This window comes from Mesorhizobium sp. BR1-1-6, from assembly GCF_020165355.1.
In the GTDB taxonomy this organism is placed as follows: Bacteria; Pseudomonadota; Alphaproteobacteria; order Rhizobiales; family Rhizobiaceae; genus Mesorhizobium.
Map to the genome: position 1 here is coordinate 408698 of NZ_JAIUHZ010000004.1, position 21257 is coordinate 429954.

General features: G+C 63.2%; 21 protein-coding genes. 5 read left to right on the forward strand and 16 right to left on the reverse strand.

Features of this window, described 5'->3' with window-relative positions; genetic code table 11:
- Positions 1 to 8 precede the first annotated feature (8 nt).
- The 3 genes from LB545_RS11905 to LB545_RS11915 form a co-directional block, all read right to left on the reverse strand.
- The gene (locus LB545_RS11905) at positions 9 to 812 is read right to left on the reverse strand and encodes a helix-turn-helix domain-containing protein (RefSeq protein WP_140559443.1); all 804 of its coding nucleotides are present in this window, start codon (positions 810 to 812) and stop codon (positions 9 to 11) included.
- A gap of 48 nt (positions 813 to 860) precedes the next feature.
- Positions 861 to 1733 carry a uracil-DNA glycosylase family protein gene (locus LB545_RS11910; RefSeq protein WP_140520708.1) on the reverse strand — a complete coding sequence of 291 codons (873 nt, stop codon included), beginning with the start codon at positions 1731 to 1733 and terminating at the stop codon, positions 861 to 863.
- A gap of 109 nt (positions 1734 to 1842) precedes the next feature.
- Positions 1843 to 2487: a hypothetical protein gene (locus LB545_RS11915; protein WP_140517982.1), complete on the reverse strand. Its 645-nt coding sequence runs from the start codon at positions 2485 to 2487 to the stop codon at positions 1843 to 1845.
- A 220-nt stretch (positions 2488 to 2707) separates the two neighbouring features.
- Between LB545_RS11915 and LB545_RS11920 the strand changes: the two genes are divergently transcribed.
- Entirely contained in the window at positions 2708 to 4387 is a 1680-nt protein-coding gene (locus LB545_RS11920) for an electron transfer flavoprotein-ubiquinone oxidoreductase (protein WP_140517983.1), read from the forward strand.
- Between the two features lie 139 nt (positions 4388 to 4526).
- The gene (locus LB545_RS11925) at positions 4527 to 5120 is read left to right on the forward strand and encodes a DUF922 domain-containing protein (protein WP_140580869.1); all 594 of its coding nucleotides are present in this window, start codon (positions 4527 to 4529) and stop codon (positions 5118 to 5120) included.
- A 13-nt stretch (positions 5121 to 5133) separates the two neighbouring features.
- On the opposite strand, the gene LB545_RS11930 is transcribed toward LB545_RS11925, so the two are convergent.
- From LB545_RS11930 to LB545_RS11950, 5 genes are all read right to left on the reverse strand, one after another.
- Positions 5134 to 6144, reverse strand: coding sequence for an endonuclease/exonuclease/phosphatase family protein (locus LB545_RS11930; protein WP_224680932.1), 1011 nt, complete (start codon positions 6142 to 6144; stop codon positions 5134 to 5136).
- A 159-nt stretch (positions 6145 to 6303) separates the two neighbouring features.
- Positions 6304 to 7764: an AMP nucleosidase gene (locus LB545_RS11935; RefSeq protein ID WP_224519193.1), complete on the reverse strand. Its 1461-nt coding sequence runs from the start codon at positions 7762 to 7764 to the stop codon at positions 6304 to 6306.
- Between the two features lie 101 nt (positions 7765 to 7865).
- Entirely contained in the window at positions 7866 to 8060 is a 195-nt protein-coding gene (locus LB545_RS11940) for a hypothetical protein (RefSeq protein WP_140494649.1), read from the reverse strand.
- A gap of 53 nt (positions 8061 to 8113) precedes the next feature.
- Positions 8114 to 8272, reverse strand: coding sequence for a hypothetical protein (locus LB545_RS11945; RefSeq protein WP_224705067.1), 159 nt, complete (start codon positions 8270 to 8272; stop codon positions 8114 to 8116).
- Between the two features lie 207 nt (positions 8273 to 8479).
- Positions 8480 to 8821: a DUF2147 domain-containing protein gene (locus LB545_RS11950; RefSeq protein WP_140494647.1), complete on the reverse strand. Its 342-nt coding sequence runs from the start codon at positions 8819 to 8821 to the stop codon at positions 8480 to 8482.
- 445 nt (positions 8822 to 9266) lie between these two features.
- Here LB545_RS11950 and LB545_RS11955 point away from each other — a divergent pair, with 445 nt between their 5' ends.
- The gene (locus LB545_RS11955) at positions 9267 to 9533 is read left to right on the forward strand and encodes a sel1 repeat family protein (RefSeq protein WP_010915070.1); all 267 of its coding nucleotides are present in this window, start codon (positions 9267 to 9269) and stop codon (positions 9531 to 9533) included.
- 398 nt (positions 9534 to 9931) lie between these two features.
- Positions 9932 to 11053 carry a branched-chain amino acid ABC transporter substrate-binding protein gene (locus tag LB545_RS11960; protein WP_140494645.1) on the forward strand — a complete coding sequence of 374 codons (1122 nt, stop codon included), beginning with the start codon at positions 9932 to 9934 and terminating at the stop codon, positions 11051 to 11053.
- A gap of 153 nt (positions 11054 to 11206) precedes the next feature.
- Here LB545_RS11960 and LB545_RS11965 read toward each other — a convergent pair whose 3' ends face one another.
- The 6 genes from LB545_RS11965 to LB545_RS11990 form a co-directional block, all read right to left on the reverse strand.
- Entirely contained in the window at positions 11207 to 13168 is a 1962-nt protein-coding gene (locus tag LB545_RS11965; protein WP_140520703.1) for an acetyl/propionyl/methylcrotonyl-CoA carboxylase subunit alpha, read from the reverse strand.
- Positions 13150 to 13713, reverse strand: a complete 564-nt coding sequence (locus LB545_RS11970) for an O-acetyl-ADP-ribose deacetylase (RefSeq protein WP_140520702.1) — start codon at positions 13711 to 13713, stop codon at positions 13150 to 13152. Before LB545_RS11970 ends, LB545_RS11965 begins: the two co-directional genes overlap by 19 nt.
- A 1-nt stretch (position 13714) precedes the next feature.
- On the reverse strand, positions 13715 to 15322 hold the full coding sequence (locus tag LB545_RS11975; protein WP_224705068.1) for a carboxyl transferase domain-containing protein: 1608 nt from the start codon (positions 15320 to 15322) through the stop codon (positions 13715 to 13717).
- A gap of 1 nt (position 15323) precedes the next feature.
- Positions 15324 to 16487, reverse strand: a complete 1164-nt coding sequence (locus LB545_RS11980; RefSeq protein WP_224705070.1) for an isovaleryl-CoA dehydrogenase — start codon at positions 16485 to 16487, stop codon at positions 15324 to 15326.
- Between the two features lie 66 nt (positions 16488 to 16553).
- Entirely contained in the window at positions 16554 to 17204 is a 651-nt protein-coding gene (locus LB545_RS11985) for a TetR/AcrR family transcriptional regulator (RefSeq protein ID WP_224705072.1), read from the reverse strand.
- 69 nt (positions 17205 to 17273) lie between these two features.
- Entirely contained in the window at positions 17274 to 17558 is a 285-nt protein-coding gene (locus LB545_RS11990; protein WP_140494632.1) for an acylphosphatase, read from the reverse strand.
- Between the two features lie 166 nt (positions 17559 to 17724).
- On the opposite strand from LB545_RS11990, the gene LB545_RS11995 reads away from it, so the two are divergent.
- Positions 17725 to 18729: a bifunctional helix-turn-helix transcriptional regulator/GNAT family N-acetyltransferase gene (locus LB545_RS11995; RefSeq protein WP_140520698.1), complete on the forward strand. Its 1005-nt coding sequence runs from the start codon at positions 17725 to 17727 to the stop codon at positions 18727 to 18729.
- Between the two features lie 36 nt (positions 18730 to 18765).
- Here LB545_RS11995 and LB545_RS12000 read toward each other — a convergent pair whose 3' ends face one another.
- Positions 18766 to 19878: a pyridoxal phosphate-dependent aminotransferase gene (locus LB545_RS12000; RefSeq protein ID WP_224705074.1), complete on the reverse strand. Its 1113-nt coding sequence runs from the start codon at positions 19876 to 19878 to the stop codon at positions 18766 to 18768.
- 213 nt (positions 19879 to 20091) lie between these two features.
- Positions 20092 to 21240 (reverse strand): porin, encoded by a 1149-nt coding sequence (locus LB545_RS12005; protein WP_140520696.1) that lies wholly within the window; start codon positions 21238 to 21240, stop codon positions 20092 to 20094.
- Between the last annotated feature and the right edge of the window lie 17 nt (positions 21241 to 21257).

The window sequence follows — 21257 nt, forward strand, 5'->3', positions numbered from 1 at the left end:
CAGCACCGTTAGGCCCGCTCTTTCGCCAATCTTACCAGCGCCGTCCGCGTCTGCTCGTCGGCCGGAAAGAAGGACTCGATCGCCAGCTCCGACAGCGTCACGTCCAGCGGCGTGCCGAACACGGTGATGGTGCTGATGAACGACAGCACCTGATCCCCATGGGCAAGCCGCAGCGGATGCACGATGCCGCTCGGCTCGACCCGCGCCGGCCGCCCACTCTTCAGGCCGGAGGGATAACCGCGCAACTCACGCTCCAGTTCGATCAGCACCGGATCGCCTGACGCGTCGTTCTGGTGCTTCAGGCGTTCCAGCAGGTGCGCCCGCCACTCCGCGAGATTGACGATGCGCGGCGCGACACCTCCAGGGTGCAGGCTGAGCCGCAGCACGTTGACTGGCGGCTTGAGCAGCGAGGGCTCGGAAACGTCGGCCAGGAACGGCCCAATGGCAGCGTTTGCCGAAACGAGGTTCCAGTGCCGGTCCACCGCGAGCGCCGGGAACGGCTCGTGCCCTCGAAGCACCGTCTCGACCGCCGCCATGGCCGGTGCCAGCGAAATGTCGGTCAGCGGCCTTTCGCTGAAGCTCGGCGCAAAGCCCGCCGCCAGCAAGAGCTGGTTGCGCTGGCGAAGCGGGATCGAAAGCTGCTCGGCCAGGTGTAGCACCATGTCGCGCGACGGCGCGGCCCGCCCGCTCTCGACGAAGCTCAGATGCCGCTGCGAGATATCGGCTTCCGTGGCGAGGTCGAGCTGGCTCATCCGGCGTCGCGTGCGCCATTCACGGATGAGGCTGCCGGCGGAGGTTTGAGGAGATATCATGAGGGCATGGTTAGGGCGACGGCAGGCGCATTTCAATTACCCGCGAGGTCATGGAGAGGTGAGCGCTCTTAGCTTCGCCTTCACCTCGAGAAAATCCCGCCAAGCCAGCTTCTTGTGCGCCGGCGTCCTCAGTAGATAGGCCGGGTGCAGCGTCGGCATCGCCGGAATAACGACGCCGGACGCTGTCGTGTGGGCGCGCCAGTTGCCGCGCAGCCGCAAGATGCCTTCGCTCGTATTCAGAAGGGTTTTGGCCGAGGGCCCGCCGAGATTGACCAGCACCTTCGGCTTGACCAGTTCGATCTGCCTTTCGATGAACGGCCGGCAGATCTCGGTTTCGTGCGGCGTCGGCGTGCGGTTTCCCGGCGGCCGCCAGGGGATGACATTGGCGATGTAGACGGATGTCCGGTCTAGCCCGATCGCGGCCAACATGCGGTCGAGCAGCCGGCCGGAGCGGCCGACGAAGGGCAGGCCTTCTATATCCTCGTCACGGCCGGGCGCCTCGCCGACCAGCATCACCGATGCATCCGGGTTGCCGTCGGCAAAGACCAGGTTCTTGGCGGTGAACTTCAGGTTGCAGCCGTCAAAAGTCGACATGTGCTGGCGAAGCTCGTCCAGCGTCGAGGCAGCCGAGGCCAATTCACGCGCCAGCGCCGCCTGCGCCTCGTCGGGTACCGCCGAAATGGGCGGGCGCGCCGGCGGAGCGTTAGGCACGGCGCTCGCATCGAGACGCGGTTGGGCGGGCCGCTCCGGTGCTCTGCTATCGCTCGGCGCGGCAGCCGGCATCCGCTCCGCCGGCTTGGGCGCGGCTTCCGCGAAGCGGTTCACCGGCGCGTCCTCCAACGCCTCGTCGACGCCCGCGCTGGCATAGAAGGCGAGCAGCTCGGCGATATCAGGTCGGCTGTTTGGGGAAGCGGCAGTCATGGCGCCACCATCGTTCGACTGGTCGCATATTGCAAGTTGGTGATTGGGGACATTGGCACAACCGGGCAATGACGGCCTGTCTGTGGCAGCGTCATACGCTCACCGCAACCTAACCCGTCGGTATGCGCGGGTCCTGCACCAGATAAAAGGTCCAGCGCGGCGTATAGTCGGTGATCAGGAATTCGAACCTGGCGGTCTTTAGCGGGTCGACCTTGCCGTTCTTGAACAGCAGACGGTCATACGGTTCAAAATCGCGGTCGAAATCGGCAAAATTGCTCGACCAGATATTGTCAGGCGTCTTGTTGCGCTGGTCGAACGAAAGCCCGTCGCCGAAGACGCTCGGCTGATTCAGGACCTCCTGAAGCTCGAACTGGAATTCGATCCAGGCCTGGCCGCTGTTGTTGAGCACGTCCAAGCGCAAATACATGATGCCGTTGGCGAACTCGCCCGCCTTGCCGAACGCCTGGATCGGCTTGGTTGCACGGATGGTCAACGTCACCGGCGTCGCTGAATTCAGCTCTTCGGTGATGACGAGCGGATCGTCCTTGGTGCCGGTGCCGGAAGCGCCGGTGATTTCGAACCCGCCAAGCTCGTCGGAGAAGGAGTAGGCACCGGTGGCCCAGACCTTCACCTCGTCTGCAAAGGCATGGACCGGCGCCAGCAGGGGGAGGGCCGAAAGGAACGCCCGGCAGGCCCTGCCGGGCGTCGATGGGAAGCGCGTTGATGAGAAGCCGGCTGGCCCAGGAATGCGCATGGTGCGAAGTATGGCCGATAAGCAAGCCGTCGAACAATTAAAAACGTACGCGTTGCGGGCAGGCCGGCGCAAAACGGGTGTCCTTCGGCACGATGCGCGACTTTTTGGCCAAATCCGCGTTGTCACAGACGCGCCGGTTTCCTGTCGCGACTTGATGCGCTATGCAGCGCATGAGCCAGCAAGATACGCGCAATAGCGACAAGCCAGTGCGGAGGGGTTGATGAGCGATATCGAACGCGAAAGCATGGAATTCGACGTGGTGATCGTCGGTGCGGGCCCGGCCGGCCTCGCCGCCGCCATCCGCCTGAAGCAAGTCAATCCCGAGCTTTCCGTGGTCGTGCTGGAAAAGGGCGGTGAGGTTGGCGCCCACATCTTGTCAGGAGCCGTCGTCGATCCAATCGGCATCGACCGGTTGCTGCCGGGCTGGCGCGACGAACAAGACCATCCATTCAAAACGCCGGTCACGGCGGACCATTTCCTGGTGCTTGGCCCCGCCGGCTCTTTCCGCCTGCCCAACATGATGATGCCGCCTCTGATGAACAATCACGGCAACTACATCGTCTCGCTTGGCAATGTCTGCCGCTGGCTGGCCGCCAAGGCCGAGGCGCTCGGCGTGGAAATCTATCCGGGGTTCGCCGCGGCCGGCCTGCTCTATAACGAGGAAGGCGCCGTCACCGGTGTTGTCACCGGCGACATGGGCGTCGAAAAGGATGGCACACACGGCCCGGGTTTCGCGCCGGGCATGGCGCTGATGGGCAAATATGTGCTGATCGGAGAGGGCGCGCGCGGCTCGCTCGCCAAGCAGTTGATCGCCAGGTTCAGGCTTTCCGAGGGCCGCGAGCCGGGCAAATACGGCATCGGCCTCAAGGAACTGTGGCAGGTCAAGCCGGAGAAGCACAGGCCGGGTCTCGTCCAGCACTCCTTCGGCTGGCCGCTCGATCTCAAGACCGGCGGCGGCTCTTTCCTCTATCATCTGGACGACAATCAGGTGGCGGTGGGCTTCGTCGTCCACCTCAATTACAAGAACCCCTGGCTGTCGCCGTTCGAGGAGTTCCAGCGCTTCAAGACCCACCCGGCGATCAGCGGTACTTTCGAGGGCGCCAGGCGGTTGGGCTATGGCGCGCGCGCGATTACCGAAGGCGGTTGGCAGTCGGTGCCGAAACTGTGCTTCCCGGGTGGCGCGTTGATGGGCTGCGCCGCCGGGCTCGTAAACGTCCCGCGCATCAAGGGCTCGCACAATGCCGTGTTGTCGGGAATGCTGGCGGCCGAGCATGTCGCCGAGGCAATCGCCGCCGGCCGCGCCAATGACGAGCTCTCCGCTTACGAAGCCGCGTGGCGGGCGACAGACATCGGCAAGGATCTGAAGAAGGTGCGCAACGTCAAGCCGCTGTGGTCGCGCTTCGGCACCATCGCCGGCGTCGCCATCGGCGGCCTGGACATGTGGCTGAACACTTTGTTCGGCTTCTCGCCCTTCGGCACGCTGAAGCATGGCAAGGCCGACTACGCCACGCTAGAGCCCGCCGCGAAGCACAAGAAAATAAACTATCCCAAGGCCGATGGCGTGCTGACCTTCGACCGCTTGTCCTCGGTGTTCCTGTCCAACACCAACCACGAGGAAAACGAGCCGGTGCATCTGCTGGTGGCGGACATGGAGCTGCAGAAGCGTTCCGAGCATGACGTCTTTGCCGGACCTTCGACGCGCTACTGCCCTGCAGGCGTCTACGAATGGGTCGACAAGGACGGCAATGCCGCTGCCGATCCGGCGGCCAAGGACGTGCGCTTCGTCATCAACGCGCAGAACTGCGTCCACTGCAAGACCTGCGACATCAAGGATCCGAACCAGAATATCGACTGGGTGCCGCCGCAAGGTGGCGAAGGCCCGGTCTATCAGAACATGTGAGCCGTGCCGGGCCAAGCCGTCACGAAGAACATGCGAGCAGCGGCGGACTTGTCTGTCGCCGTCGACCGCCTGCCTCGATCAAGCCCGTTGAAGCCTTCCGCCGAGTGTGGTCTGCTCGGCTCCGACAAAGGAGGCGGACATGCGCCTGACCAGCCCCACGATGCTCGCCATGGTCTTCATGCTGCTTTGCGCATCAGCCGCGTCGGCGGGCACAAAGCTCACCGTTCACATCCGCACCTACGATGTCGCTGGAAATACCGGAGCCGCCCTTGTCGAGGCGATGGACCGGCTGGGACCCAAGCACGGCTATATGACGCGCGCCATCGCCGAAACCGGTTACGCCGTGCATTGGGATCTCGATATTGTCCGGAAGGATGGTGCCTGCCATCTGCGGCAGGCCAACGGGACGCTCAACCTGACCTACACTTTCCCGCGGCTCTCGTCGGCAAGCCCTGTCCTGCGCGAACGTTGGGACCGTTTCATGATCGGCGTTCGCAAGCACGAGCAGACGCATGGCGGTATCGCGAGGCGTATGATGCGGGCCACCGAGGCCGCGCTTGCCGGCCTGCGGCGCCCGGACAACTGGTTCTGCACCGGCACGCATCTCGAGGCGCGGCGCCGGATCAAGGCCATCTATGTCGAATACGAAGCCAGGCAGAACGCTTTCGATGCGCGCGAGCATCGCGGCGGCGGGCCTGTCGAGCACCTTGTCGAAGCGTTGACCAAACCCTGAGAATGCCGAAGCATCAACCGCGCGGATTGTTTTCAAGGTCGCTCGCCGCGAGCGCGCTCTCATGCTCGTCATGGGGCAGCCTGTCGTCGGGGCGAAGCGAGAACTCCACGAGTACGGGAAGATGGTCGGAGCCGGTATCTTCCAGTCGCGTTGACGACAGAATGGTCACGCCGCCCTTGCTGAACGCCTGGTCGATCGGGAGGCCTGCATAGCGGCGCAGGAAGTCGGGCAGCTTCCGGTGAATCCAGGTCGACCCGGCCGACGGCATGACCGTCAGTCCGCCGAGAGCGGCGACGCGCCGCACCGCGGCGCTCCATGGCACCGCGTTGCAATCGCCGGCCATGATGGCGGTTTGGCCGAGCGATGAAAGCTGCTCCGAGAGTTCGCCGATCTGCCAATACTGTTCCCGCGGCCACGGCCAGCTGAGATGGATGGCGGCGACGTCGGCGCTCCTGCCGCCGAAATCGATGGTCGCAACGGCCATTGCGCCCCGGCGCTCGCAATGTGGCGCGGTGCCGGCGAGAAAGGGCCGCCGCGAGAGCAGCGCGACGCCGAATACGCCGTTGGGATAGGGACAGAGGATCCGGTATGGATAGGCGCTGGCGATGTAGCCAAGCTCCGTCGCCCACATCGCCGACACCTCGTCCAGGGTGATGACGTCGGGATTGGTCCGGCCGATCAGTGACAGCACTTTTTTCGGCGTCGGGTTGTCGTAGCGCAGATTCATCTGCAGCAGGCTGTAGACTACCTGGTCGGTGGGTTTGGCGACCGCCTGAACCGGCCACGGCCGGGGCAAGGCGGTCGAAGCGGTGGCAAGAGCGGCCACGGCAAAAACCAGGGCCGCGGCCGCTTGCAGGCGAAACGATGTCGCCAGCAGCGGCAGCGCGCAAAGCGCCATCAGCACGGCGAGGTGAATGCGGAAATGCGAAAAGGAATCGAGCGCCGGGTGCAACGCGCCTAAGAAGCCGGCCACCAGCGCGACCGAGAGCGTCATCATCACGATGAATACCAGTGAAGCCGCCATGTCTCGACTGCGTTTCATCGGATCAGATCTGCATGAGTTGCCTGCGATGGTCCCCGCCCGGTTATCGGCAAAAATGCGGCTCAATCAAGATAGCGAATTGCCGGCAAGATGGCGAATCGCCGGCAAGACGGCGAATGGCTCTGGCGGCGCGCAGATCGGCTACTGGAAGGCCGTTTCCGAAAAACTTCTGAGCTTGCGCGAATGCAGCCGCTCCATCGGCATTTCCGAAAGCTTTTCCATCGCCCTGATGCCGATGGTGAGGTGCTGCGCCACCTGCCGCTTGTAGAATTCGGTCGCCATGCCGGGCAGCTTCAGTTCGCCATGCAGCGGCTTGTCGGAGACACACAAGAGCGTGCCGTAAGGCACGCGGAAGCGGAAGCCATTGGCCGCGATCGTTGCCGATTCCATGTCAAGTGCGATCGCCCTCGACTGCGAAAGCCGCTGCACCGGTCCGCGCTGGTCGCGCAGTTCCCAGTTGCGGTTGTCAATGGTGGCGACAGTGCCGGTGCGCATGATGCGCTTGAGATCGTACCCCGACAGGCCGGTGACTTCGGCCACCGCTTCCTGCAATGCCACCTGGATTTCGGCCAGCGGCGGGATCGGCACCCAGACTGGCAGGTCGTCGTCCAGCACGTGATCCTCGCGCACATAGGCATGCGCCAGCACATAATCGCCCAGCGCCTGCGTATTGCGCAGGCCCGCGCAGTGGCCGAGCATCACCCAAGCATGAGGCCTTAGCACAGCGATATGATCGGTGATCGTCTTGGCGTTGGAGGGTCCGACACCGATATTGACCATGGTGATCCCGCCATGGTTCGGCTTTTTCAAGTGGTAGGCCGGCATCTGCGGCAGGCGCTGCGGCGCCACCCCTTCGCTCGGGGCGCTCTGCCCGGCTTTGGTGACCACGTTGCCCGGTTCGATGAATTCGGCATATCCGCCGCCGCCATCCTCCATCAGGTCACGGGCGCGCGCCACGAACTCGTCGATATAGAACTGATAGTTGGTGAACAGCACGAAATTCTGGAAATGCTGCGGCGTGGTCGCGGTATAGTGCGACAGGCGGTGGAGCGAATAGTCGATCCGCTGCGCGGTGAAGGGCGCCAGCGGCCTTGGTTCTCCGAACGCCACTTCGAACGTGCCGTTGGCGATCTGGTCGTCTGTACCGTCGAGATCTGGCACGTCGAACAGGTCTCGGATAGGCCGCTGGATACGCTCGGCCGCGGTTCCGTCGACATGGGTGCCTTCGAGAAAGGCGAAATGCAGCGGGATCGGCGTTGTCGATTCCGAGACCGTGACCGCGACCCCGTGGTTGCGCATGATCAGACGCAATTGCTCGACCAGATAGCTTTCGAACAGGCTCGGCTGGGTGATGGTGGTGGAAAAATGCCCCGGCGTCGGCATGTGGCCATAGGCTTGGCGCGAATCGATCTGGGTGAACGAGTTGGTCGTGACGCCGATCTCCGGGTAGAAGGCGCGGTAGCGCTTGCTGCTGTCGCCGCCGGCGGCAAGCGCCGCGAAGGAGTCGCGCAGGAACTTGGTGTTGCGGTCATAAAGGGCTTGCAACGCCGCGACGGCCTTTTCTGCGGTGTCGAAGCTTTGCCGGCCAAAAGGCTCGGGCATGACGACAGATTCGATGGCTTGGGGATAGATTCGCTTTTCCATGGCTCAATATAGAGATTTGGAAAGGCGGTTGGGAGGGGTATCCCGATCGAAGGCGCAATTTATCCGCGCTGCAGGCTGACCAGCAGCACGAAACCGACGCCCGACTTCTTCAGTGCTGGCGCGTCGATCGTGGAACCGGCATCGGCACGCATCATCGGTACGGCCAGGACCGGCGCGGCAAGAAACGCCAGGATGAGCGCCGCCCGCGGCAGAAGCCGAACGGTTTTGAAGAGGTTGGCGGCGATGCGGTTCATGGTCTTTGCTTTTCTTTCGAGGTCTTGGTTTGGTCAGGTCTTTGGTTTCTGTCTCAGGGGCGAAGGGTGGTCGGGCAGGCGAGGCGGCAGGTTCTGGAACTGGCCTCGTTCCAGGAACGGGCCGGACGGCCCGCTTCGGCGACGAGGATGGCGAAGAACATTCCAAACAGGCTCACCAGCAGGCAGACGATGGTGAAGCGGCGGGCGAGCATTGGTCGTGTCTCCTTCAATACGCAGGAGAATGCCCGGGCACGACTGAACCGGCTCTGATGCCGACGTTCATCTGCCGTTCAAATCGGTTGATGGATTTTGAGGCGGCGCTGGCCATAAGGAGCATGGCTGCCGGCACAGCATGCCAGGATCATGAAACGAAAACGGGGCCTGCCGGCCCCGTTTTCATGTCGCAAGGATGGGGTCGATCAGAGCTTGTGCCAGGTCTGGCTCTTGCAGATCAGCCCGCCGAGCACGCAACCGCTCATTTTCAGCGAGGTGCCCGATAGTGTCGCCTTGCCGGAGTAGGTCTTGTCGTTTGCCGGGTCGGTTATGTTGCCGGTGTATTTGTTGTCGCCGGACGCCTTGAGCGAACCGATGGTCTTGCCGGCATATTTGCCAGACTTCAGCGTGATGGAAAATGAACCCGAGCCCCCGATGGCCGCGGTATCGCCGGCCTGCGTCTTCCAGTTTCCCTCGATCGGATCGGCCCAGGCCAGACCGGTCAGGATCAAAGTGGCCGCCAGGGCCAGGCTTGCTTTTCGAAACATCTTTCCTCCCTTGGATACCGGCAGGAGGCTACGCCTCGCCGGTCTGCCGCTTACGCAAACGTAAGCTAATCCAGCTCCCTGCAAAACAAAAGCGGTGCCGCAGCGGAAGCTTTGGCAATTCAGATGCGCCGACGGAAGCAATGTCGGCAGGGAAATGAATGCATGCATGCGCGGCGTTTGTTTCGCGTGGTTAGCAGAGTGTTGATTCCGCCCGCGAAAATTGTCGTCAAATTTGGCGCTATCCGGCTGAATCGCTGGCTTTGTATCCTTAACGAATTTCCACGTTTACCTATTGTTTTAGCTTTGTTTTCCTCAAATTAAGCACGCCATTTAACGACGGATTCAAGCCTGAGCGGCATTCTCGAAAGCATCGAAAGAGCAGCCCGGGCAGACAAACGGAGGCAGCTCTCGGGAGCCAGACAGGGCCGGAAGAGAGGATTGAAAAATGGCACGTTTTGAAATGCTTGAAGCAGGCTTCGGCGCCATGGGGGCAACTGCCCAGGCCGACATTCTTTTCGAACTGGGGATGATGTATGCGACGGGCCGCGATTGCGAGACCGATGTCGTCGCCGCCCACAAATGGTTCAACATCGCCGCGATCAAGGGTTCGGCCCGCGCTGCGGAATTGCGTTCGGAACTGTCGGCTGCGATGTCGAAGGTCGAGATCGCCAAGGCGCTGCGCGAAGCCCGCGAATGGATGACGATGCACTGAATTTAGAGATAAGGCAGGGCGGCCTTCTGGTCCGCCAGGCAAGGACAAGGCCGCGGTAAGACGGCCACGTGACAAAACCAAGAACGCGGCACGCCCGACAGGGCCAGCGGCGCGGCGGCCATGATCCGGTTTCGGAAAGATCAGGGCCAGCAGGAAGACAGGGAAGGCGAGTTGGGTTCGAGTGCGGGGGCGCTTGAGAAACAGCTCGACAGGCAAAGCCGCGACCGGCCGGAACAAGGCCGGCGCGGCTTTTGCCTTTTTGCTCCAGAGATGCTCCGCAGGCCTAATCGAGCGCCGCCAATGCGCCTAGACAGGCCACACGAAGGATGAAATTGTCCGGCCTCTCTGGAAGAAGCGTGGCCGGGGCGGCCGCGCGTGAGTGGAGGAGTCATACCGCAATGAAAAAATTAAGTATTTTGAACGCGGCCATTTTCGGCCTGATGATGAGCGCGCCGGTCGCCTATGCCGACGACATCACCTTTTCGGTGGTCGGTCCGATGACCGGACAGCTCGCCACCATTGGCGATCAGTTCAAGCAGGGCGCGCAGGCTGCCGCCGACGCGATCAATGCTGCCGGCGGTGTCGACGGTCGCCAGATCAAGCTCGATATCGAGGATGACCAGTGCGACCCGAAGCAGGCGGTTTCGGTCGCCAACCGTATCGTCGCCAATGGCGTCAAGTTCATCGACGGCCACGCTTGCTCGGGTTCGAGCATTCCGGCTTCCGCCGTCTATGCCGAAGCCGGTGCCCTGATGATGAGCCCGGCCTCCTCGAACCCGGTGCTGACCGACGCCGCAGCGAAGGCCGGCTGGCCGACGATCATGCGCCTCTATACGCGTGACGATGCGCAGGGTGCCTTCATCGGCCCCTGGATCGCGAAGAAGTATGCCGGCAAGAACGTCGTCATCCTGCATGACAAGAGTGCCTACGGTCAGGGCGTTGCCGATGCGGTCAAGGCCACGATGAATGCCGGCGGCCTGAAGGAAGTGGACTATGAAGGCATCAATGCCGGCGAAAAGGACTATTCGGCGCTCGTCACCAAGCTCAAGGACCTCAAGGCCGACGTTGTCTATTTCGGCGGTTACCACCCGGAGGCTGGCCTGATCCTGCGCCAGTCGGCGGAACAGGGCATCAAGTTCCAGCTGATCATGCCGGATTCGATAGCCTCGCCGGAATTCTGGCAGGTTGCCGGCCCGGCCGGCGAAGGGACCATGTTCGTCTTCCCGTCGGATCCTCAGGCAAAGCCGGAAGCCAAGGCAGCCGTCGAGAAGATCAAAGCCGGCGGTTTCGTGCCGGAAGGCTTCACGCTATTCTCCTACGCCACGATCCAGGCCTTTGCGGAAGGCATCAAGCGTGCCGGCAGCGATGATCCGGCCAAGGTCGCCGAGGCGCTGAAGAACGGGCAGCCAATCAGCACGGTTGTCGGCAATGTCACCTTCGACGAGAAGGGCGACCTCAAGAACGCCAGCTACGACATCAACCAGTGGCACGACGGCAAGTATGCGCCGATCCAGCCGTAATCGCTGCCTATATCGATGAAATGGCCGGGCTCGTCCCGGCCATTTCATTTCTGCCTGTGTGTCTTGCCATGGACATATAACGGCGGTCGACATTCTACGGCGCCTCTCTCTGTCCGGCAGGACAGGGACGCTTGGCGTCCGGCAGCGAGGCTGTCAGCCTTGCATATCCTCGAACCGCACCAGCACAGTGCCGTCGGTAACCTGCGCGCCCTCGGTGGCGATCTCGGCGATCACGCCATCATGGGGCGCGGCGATGGTGTGCTCCATCTTCATCGCCTCGAGAATAAGCAGCGGTTGCCCCTTCATCACCGTATCGCCCTTTGTCGCCCGCACAAGCTTGACCAGTCCCGGCATCGGCGCGCGCAAACTGCCTGACGCCGCCGCCGCATCATCGCCTCTGGCCAACGGGTCCGGCACCGCGAACGTATAGCCGGCCGCGCCTTCGAATATCGTGATGTGGCCTGGCCAGCGGGCGAGGCGAGGAACGGCGCGAAGGTCATGCGAATTGGCGCTGTCATAGGGTGCATGGAGCGTCACCTGGGAACGCCGGTCTGGTCGTACCGAAACCCTTGCCAGAATATCGTCCTCGCCAAACTTCAGCCGGATCTGTCGTGCCATGCCATGGAAATGCGTGTAGCCGGCAAGCGACGACCATGGATCGTCCGATGCCGGCAGCGCGCCCGCCCCGGAGGCCGCTATGGCCGCGGCCGCGACCGTTTCGCCGCTCGGCGGCGCAATCTCGGTCAGCGCCTGCTGGTGGCGGCCTATCAGGCCGGTATCGACGTCGCCCGCCGAAAAGTCCGGATCGGTCACCAGCGCGGCGAGGAAGGCGGTATTGACGATCGAACCGGCGACTTCGGTTCGCGCAAGCGCCGCGCCGAGTGCCTCCAGCGCAGCCGGCCTGTCCCCGCCATGCACCACCAGCTTGGCGATCATCGGATCATAATAGGGAGAAATGGCGTCGCCGGCCCGCACCCCGGTTTCGACACGCATGGCGGCCCCTTGGGGAACCATGTCGGGAAATTTCAGATGATGCAGCGTGCCGGTCGCAGGCAGAAACTCCCTTGCGGCATCCTCGGCATAGAGGCGCGCCTCGAAGGCGTGGCCGGCTAGCTTTATCTCGCCTTGCGTTTTCGGCAGCTTCTCGCCGGATGCGACCCGCAACTGCCATTCTACCAGATCAGTGCCGGTGACCATCTCGGTGACCGGGTGCTCGACCTGCAACCTCGTGTTCATCTCCATGAACCAGAAGCGGTCAGGCGTCAGGCCTTGCGAGGCATCGACGATGAATTCGATGGTGCCGGCACCGCAGTAGCTGATCGCCTTGGCGGCCTTCACCGCCGCCTCGGTCATCGCCTTGCGTAACGCCTCGGTCATGCCGGGGGCGGGGGCTTCCTCGATAACCTTCTGATGGCGTCGCTGCGCCGAGCAGTCGCGTTCGAACAGATGGACGGCATTGCCGAAATTGTCGCCGAAAACCTGCACCTCGATGTGGCGCGGTTTGTCGATATATTTTTCCACCAGTACACGGTCGTCGCCAAAAGCGGATTTCGCCTCGCGTCGTGCGCTGGACAGCGCTTCGGAGAACTCATCGGGGTGCTCGACCCGGCGCATTCCCTTGCCGCCGCCGCCGGCCCGCGCCTTGATCAGCACGGGGTAGCCGATTTCGCGTGCCTTGGAGGCCAGGATCACGATCTCCTGCGCCTCGCCATGGTAGCCCGGCACGACGGGCACGCCGGCCTTTTCCATCAGCCGTTTGGCGGCATCCTTCAGCCCCATGGCGCGGATAGAGGCCGCCGACGGGCCGATGAAGGTGAGCCCCGCGGCCGCCACCTGGTCGACGAAATCAGGATTTTCCGACAGGAAGCCATAGCCGGGATGAACGGCTTGCGAGCCTGTCGCCAAGGCGGCCGCGACGATCTTGTCGCCGCGCAGATAGCTGTCGCTGACAGGCGAAGCACCGATATGTACCGCCTCGTCGGCCATCTCGACATGCAGGGATTTCGCATCGGCATCGGAATAGACGGCAACCGTGCGCACCCCCATCCTGCGCGCCGTGCGGATCACCCGGCATGCGATCTCGCCTCGGTTGGCGATCAGGATCTTTGTGAACATGAAACCTCCGTAGACTGCGTTCGCCTCGAGGAAGCAACGGCCTCACGGTATAGTTCGGCCATTTGTTCGTCGAAGCAGCAGAAGATGACGGTCTGCGGCGTCGTATTTCGGCTCAAGAAGCTATTTACGGCGCCGACTGCAATTGCTGCCGCCTCATCCCTCGGATAGCGGTAGATGCCCGTCGAGATCGCCGGAAAGGCGACCGAGCGGCATTCCTTCTCGGCGGCGATTTCGAGCGAACGCCGATAGCAGGAGGCGAGCAACTCCGCCTCGCCCTTGCCGCCGCCCTGCCAGATCGGACCGACCGTATGGATGACGTAGCGGGCCGGCAGCCGATAGCCCCTGGTCAGCTTCGCATCCCCGGTCTTGCAGCCGTTGAGCGTGCGGCATTCGGCGAGGAGGTCCGGCCCCGCCGCCCGGTGAATGGCGCCGTCGACCCCGCCGCCGCCGAGCAGCGAGGAATTGGCCGCGTTGACGATGACGTCGACATCCAGCTTGGTGATGTCGCCGAAGTGAATGCGGATCCTGCCTTGCACCTCGCCCATCTCACATCCTGAACACGCCGAAGCGCGTTTCCTCGCTCTCCGCGTTGAGCGCCGCCGAGAGGCTGAGCGCCAGGACCTCGCGCGTCCTGGCCGGATCGATGATGCCGTCGTCCCATAGCCTTGCGGAGGAATAAAGCGGGTGGCCTTCATGCTCGTATTTCATCAGGATCGGCTTCCTGAACTTCGCTTCTTCCTCGGCGCTCCATTCGCCGCCCTTGCGCTCGATGCCCTCGCGCTTGACCATGGCCAGCACCGTCGCCGCCTGCTCGCCGCCCATCACCGAAATGCGGGCGTTCGGCCACATCCACAGGAAGCGGGGCGAATAGGCGCGCCCGCACATGCCGTAATTGCCGGCGCCGAACGAGCCGCCGATGATCACGGTGACCTTGGGCACGCGGGCGGTGGCGACTGCCATCACCAGCTTGGCGCCGTCCTTGGCGATGCCGCCTGCCTCATATTTGCGCCCCACCATGAAACCGGTGATGTTCTGTAGGAACACCAGCGGAATCTTGCGTTGGCAGCATAGCTCGATGAAATGCGCGCCCTTCAGCGCGCTTTCGGAAAACAGCACGCCATTGTTGGCGATGATGCCGACCGGCATGCCGTGAAGATGGGCAAAGCCGGTGACGAGCGTGGTGCCGTAATACTGCTTGAACTCGTCGAACTCCGAACCGTCGACGAGGCGCGCGATCACCTCGCGCACGTCATAGGGCTGGCGCAGATCCGTCGGCACGATGCCGTAGATCTCATCTGCCGGATGAAGCGGCGGAATCGGTTTCTGGACGGCAAGGCTTACGGTCTTGTTCCGATTGAGGTTCTTTATGATGCGCCGGCAGATGGCCAGCGCATGCTCGTCGTCGAGCGCGTAGTGGTCGGCGACGCCGGAGAGCCGTGTATGGACGTCGGCGCCGCCGAGATCCTCGGCGCTGACGTCCTCGCCGGTGGCGGCCTTCACCAGCGGGGGACCGCCGAGGAAGATGGTCGCCTGGTTGCGCACCATGATCGTCTCGTCCGACATTGCCGGCACATAGGCGCCGCCCGCCGTGCACGAACCCATGACGCAGGCGATCTGCGGGATGCCTGAGGCGGACATGTTGGCCTGGTTGTAGAATATGCGCCCGAAATGCTCGCGGTCGGGAAACACCTCGTCCTGGTTGGGCAGGTTGGCGCCGCCGCTGTCGACCAGGTAGACGCAAGGCAGATTGTTCTGCAGCGCGATCTCCTGCGCGCGCAGATGCTTCTTCACCGTCAGCGGGTAATAGGTGCCGCCCTTCACCGTGGCGTCATTGACGACGACCATCACTTCCGTGCCTTCGACGCGCCCGATACCGGCGATGATGCCGGCGGAGGGAATGTCCTCGCCATACATCGACCATGCGGCGAACTGGCCGATCTCGAGAAAGGGCGACCCGGTGTCGAGCAATTGCGCCAGCCGCTCGCGCGGCAGCAGCTTGCCGCGCGCGACGTGTCGCTCGCGCGCCTCTTCCGAGCCACCGCGCTCGACGCTCGCGGCCTTTTCGGCGATATCGCCGACCAGCGCCCGCATGCGTTCGGCATTGGTGTGGAAGGTATCGGAGGAAGGGGAGATCTGGGTCCGGAGGACGGCCATGCTATACCCCCTCCGCCATGATCTCGCGGCCGATCAGCCATCGCCGGATTTCGCTGGTGCCGGCACCGATTTCGTAGAGCTTGGCGTCGCGTAGCAGCCGGCCGGTCGGATAGTCGTTGATGTATCCGTTGCCACCCAGAAGCTGGAGTGCGTCAAGCGTCATCTGCGTTGCTTTTTCGGCGGCAAACAGAACGCAGCCTGCGGCGTCCTTGCGACTGGTCTGGCCGCGGTCGCAGGCGGCGGCGACCGCGTAGACATAGGCGCGCGCGGCGGTCATCGTCGTGTACATGTCGGCGAGCTTGCCTTGCACCAGCTGGAATTCCCCGATCGCCTGGCCGAACTGCTTGCGCTCATGCACGTATGGGACCGCGACGTCGAGACAGGCGGCCATCAAGCCGATCGGGCCACCGGCCAGCACCGTGCGCTCATAATCGAGACCGGACATCAGAACCTCGACGCCACGCCCTTCCTCGTGCAGCACGTTCTCGAACGGCACCTCCACATTGTCGAAAACCAGTTCGCCGGTGTTGGAGCCGCGCATCCCGAGTTTGTCGAGCTTTTGCGCAACCGAAAATCCGGCAAAGGCCTTTTCGACGATGAAGGCGGTGATGCCGCGCGCATGACGCTCCGGATCGGTCTTGGCATAGACCACCAGCGTCTCGGCGTCCGGGCCGTTGGTGATCCACATCTTGGTGCCGTTGAGCACGTACCGGTCGTTGCGCTTTTCAGCGCGCAGCTTGAGCGAAACCACGTCGGAGCCGGCGCCGGCTTCCGACATCGCCAGCGCGCCGACGCGCTCGCCCGAGCAAAGCGGCGGCAGGAATTTCTCCTTCTGCGCCGGCGTTGCCCAGCGGTTGATCTGGTTGACGCAGAGATTGGAGTGGGCGCCGTAGGACAGGCCGACCGAGGCCGAGGCCCTTGATATCTCCTCAACGGCGATCACGTGGGCGAGATAGCCCATGCCGCTGCCGCCGAACTCCGGATCGGCGGTGATGCCAAGCAGGCCGAGATTGCCGAGTTCCGCCCACAGATGCGCCGGGAATTCGTTCGAGCGGTCGATTTCCGCCGCGATCGGCGCGATCCTGTCCTGGGCGAAGCGCCGCACCAGGTGGCGCAACGCCTCGATATCCTCGTCATGCCCGAAGCTGAGCGTGTTCGTATACATCCGGTTCCTCCTGCCGCAGGACCCCCGAAAATCGACTTGGATTTTCGGAAAGGATCACGCGCAAAATTAAAATCCTACAGCGTCGTTTGCGCGTCCAAACGGACGTGCGGCGCTGTAGGTGTCGATCGTCGCCCCGACGAGCCGCATCGTCATCGAAAGATATGTCGCTGTGACTTCTGCGATCGACAGCCGCTCGCCCGGCCGGAACCAGACGATGACGCCGGTCATCATCTGGATCAGCGCCATGGCGGTGAGGCCGGTGTCTTCGACGCTGAACACGCCTGCCTCGGCGCCGTCACGCAGAATGGCGCGCAGTTCCTTCTCATAGGCCGTGCGCATCCGCAGTATCTGGGTCAGTCTTTCGGGCGACAGGCTGCGCAGTTCCATGTTCGAAACATGCGTCGCATGGCGGCGGGCGATGTGGAAGGCGATGTGGTTCTCGACATAGGCCGAAAGCCGGCTTGCCGGATCGGCATCGGCGGGCCGTGCGGCGTTCCAGGCTGCGATCAGCTCCTCCATATGCTCGCGCATCAGCGTGAACAGCAAATCCTCCTTGGTCGGGAAATAGCGATAGAGCGCGGCTGCCTGCACGCCTACTTCGGATGCCAGCTGGCGCATCGACATCGCCTCATAGCCGAGCCGCGCGATCAGGTTGACCGCCGCCTCGCGGGCTGCCGCCTCGGTCTTCCCGCCATCGGATCCTGTCGTGCGCGCCAAAAGAGCCTCCCTTGTTGCGAATTAATAAAACGAACGTTCAATTAATTCAAGAGGTATGCCGAAGCCGCATCAGGCATCGATCCGGAAGCCGGTAACAGGATTGCTGGATACCGCATCCTCGACGTCAACCCCGGAAACGGACGCTCCCGGCGGTCCTTTCCAAAGCCGGCCGATCATGGTCGAGACGGCTTCGCCTGTGCCGGCAATCTCAGCGGTCACCGAGCCATCCGCTTCATTGCGCACCCAGCCCGCAAGCCCAAGGCTGGCGGCCTGGCTTCGGACCCAGATCCTGTAGCCGACGCCTTGCACCTTGCCGTGGGCCCGCACACGCACTGCCTTGCGATCGTCAGCCATTGCGTCTCTCCCGAGGCTCGTCTGCTGGAATCTGGCGCAGGCGACGGGGAATGCAACAGGCCGGTCGAACGAGGATGGAGGGGGCCCGAGTCGAACTCGAATTTAATTGACTCAGTCCACTAAATTTCTAACACTGTGGCTATCATCACCCAAGGGCTGAACGCAGATGCTGGACCAACGCAGTGCTTTGGTGGCCGATATCAGGCACTTCAACCGTTTCTACACCCGCACTGTCGGCCTTCTCGACGAGACCTTGACGCAGAGCCCGTTCACGCTCACCGAGGCGCGCGTCCTGTTCGAGCTTGGTCATCGGGATCGCCCGGCGGCGGCGGAAATCGCCGGCGAGCGAGGCTTCCTTTCGGAGACATTCGACATCGATGTCGGCCCGGCCGCCTCCGACATCGCCAGGCAACTGCGTCTCGACGCGGCCTATCTGACGCGGATCCTGCGAAAATTCGCCGGCGAAGGCCTGACCGAGACCCGGACCGATCCGGTCGACCGGCGAAGGCGTATCCTGTCGCTGACGGCAAGGGGGCGGGACGCCCTTGCCGGTCTGCAGGCCGCGGCGGACCGCGACACTTCCCGGCTTATCGAGAACCTGCCCGACCACCGCTTGGCCGAACTCGGCGACGCCTTGCGCAAGGCAGCGGAGCTGCTGGGCGATCCGGCGGCTGAAGGCCAGGCGGCGCCCCCCGTCGTGACGTTGCGTCCGCATCGCGTCGGCGACATTGGCTGGGTGGTTCAGCGTCAGGCCCAGCTCTATGCCGAGGAATATGGCTGGAGCATCGAGTTCGAAGCCTTGGTTGCCGAAATCGGAGCCGACTTCATCCGCAATTTCAAGCCAGGGCGCGATTTCTGCTGGATCGCCGAACGCGCCGGCCTCCCGCTTGGCGCGGTGTTTCTGGTTCACCAGGACGACGAGGTCGCGAAACTGCGGCTGCTGCATGTCGAGGCTGCGGCGCGCGGGTTGGGCATCGGCAAGCGCCTGGTTGCGGAATGCGTGAACCAGGCGCGCGCCTGCGGCTACATCAAGCTCGTTCTGTGGACGAATGACATTCTGGTCGCCGCCCGCGCGATTTATGAGCGCGCCGGGTTCAGACTGGTCTCACAGGAGCGCCATCACAGTTTCGGCAAGGAACTCACCGGCCAGAACTGGGAGCTCGATCTCTAACGGGCCGGCAAGTGTCGCCGCTATGGCAACGCTCTTTCAGTTTCCACGGGCGGCGGCCAGTGCGCCGGGCAGTTCCTCGGCAAAAATGTCGAGCTCGTGGTCCAGTCCGACGCTGACGCGGATGCAACGATCGAGCCCCGGCGCCATCGGCTTGCGGATGAAGACGTCGCGCGCCAACAGGCCTTGCAGGATCTTCAGCGCGAAAGCGCCGTCGCGGCCGCAATCGATGGTAACGAAATTGGTCGCCGACGGCAGCGGCGTCAGCCCGTTCTGTTCGGCTATCTGCGCGATGCGCCGGCGCCCTGCCGCCACCCGCGCCACCACTGAATCCAGATAATCCTGGTCGGCGAGCGCCTCGACGCCCGCCACCTGCGCCATGCGGCTGACGCCGTAGTGGTTGCGGATCTTCTCGAAATCGCTGATCACCTGGGCCTCGGCGACCGCATAGCCGCAGCGTATGCCGGCAAGCCCGTAAGCTTTCGAAAAGGTGCGCATGCGGATGACGTTCGGCCGCGAGACGTCGATGGGCGGCAGTGCGGAGGCCGGCCCCAATTCTCCATAGGCTTCATCGAGCACGAGCATGGTGGTTTCCGGCAGCGCTTCGATGAAGCGCGTCAGCTCGGCCGCTTCCCACCAGCTCCCCATGGGGTTGTCCGGATTGGACAGATAGACCAGCGGCGCTTTCTCTCTGGCGGCCGCAGCCAGCAGCCCTTCCAAATCCTCGTGGTCGTTCGCATAGGGCACCGTGACAAGCCGTCCGCCGACACCGGCAATGTGGAAGTTGAAGGTGGGATAGGCGCCGAGCGAGGTGACCACCGCATCGCCAGGCGCCACATACATGCGCGCCACCAGGCCAAGCAGGCCATCGATGCCTTCGCCGACCACGACGTTCTCGACCTTCAGATTATGATGCGCTGCCGCGGCCACTTTCAGGTCGTGATTGTCGGGATCGCAATACATCCACATGTCGCGCGCGATCTCGGCCATCCGGGCGATGACGCGCGGCGACGGCCCGAAGCTGCTCTCATTGGCGCCGATGCGGGCGCGGAATGCACGCCCGCGGTCGCGCTCCTGCGCTTCGGGGCCGACAAACGGCACGGTCGACGGAAGCGCTGCAACGAGCGGCATAAGGGGAGGGCGCAGACGCATGGCAAAAGCTCGCGTGAGGGAAGGGGCTTCTTGCTAGCGCGGTCAGTAGGCGGGTGCAAGTTGCGCGCAATGAGCAATCGTTGCCGCCCGCCTGATCCAAACACCTGATGCATCCCAGAGCAATCATCGTCCGCTGCGGAATCGCGCAGTCGAAACCCCCAATGAAAAACCCGGCGGTTGCCCGCCGGGTTTCGATATTCGAAGCGATAGCTGTTAGAACGAGCGCTGGAAGCGGAGCATACCGCCGACGCTGTTCTTCTTATCGGCAGGCGTAAACGATGGGTTGACGAAGCCAGCATCGTCAAACCGGCCGGCATGGAGGTAGTCGACTTCGGCCGTGACGGTGAAGCCGGGAACGACGTCATAAGCAACGTTCGCCGCAACGCCGACGTTCTTCCAGTCGTCAGCAGACACCTGAAGGTTGAACGAGGTCTTCTCGTTGAACTTGTAGGTGCCGCCGCCCCAGACTGCCCAGTTGCCGCCCCACGCCTTGTAGAAGCCGCGACCATGGGCTTCGACAAAATTGCCGGCATCGTCGTTGAGGTTGTCATCGGTGCCGTAGCCGCCCATGATGAACAGCGACAGTGCGTCGCTGACATTGACGTCCAAGCGAACCTTGCCGGCAACTTCCTCGTAATTGCTGTCATAAGCGACGACGCCGGTGATGGCGCCCCAGCCCTGCGTGTACTTCACGCCGCCGACGACATGCGGAACATAGCTGTCGATCGTGTCGGTACCGGTGCCTTCTTCGAGCGAGACCACGGCCGAGAAGCCGTTGCCGGCATCGAAGTAGTACTGGACGACGTTGGTGTCGAAGTCACCATAAGGAACCAGCGTATCCTGGATGACGTTGCCGGCGTAGCCGACGAACGTATCGAAGGCCGATTCGTCCTTACCGACGCGCAGGCCACCGAGCTGGATCCAGGCGAAGTTCAGCGAGACGTCCCGGTTGTGGGCGGCGTTGATCGGCTCGTCGAAGGCATTGTCGTCGCCGAAGTTGAAGCGGGTCTCGGTATAGGTTTTCAACGTGCCGAGCTCGGTTTCCTGGCCGGTCCAGGTCTTCAGCGTGAAGCGCGTGTTCTTGTAGTAGGTGTTGTGGTCGTCGCCATCCTGGTGATCGGCAGCCTTCGCACCGTCGAACGAGCCGGTGTCGCCCACGCCGATGTCGTAACGGACATAGCCGCCGACGCGCAGGCAGGTCTCGGTGCCGGGGATGTAGAAGTAGCCAGCGCCGTAGACGTCGCAAATCTTGACGTATTCAGCGGGCTCCGGCTCGGCGACGACGACGGCGTCGGCGGCGCGCGCACCGGAAACTGCGATCAGGGCCGCAGCGGAGCCGAGAAGAAGGCTCTTGATGTTCATTTTCTGACCTCCAGTCA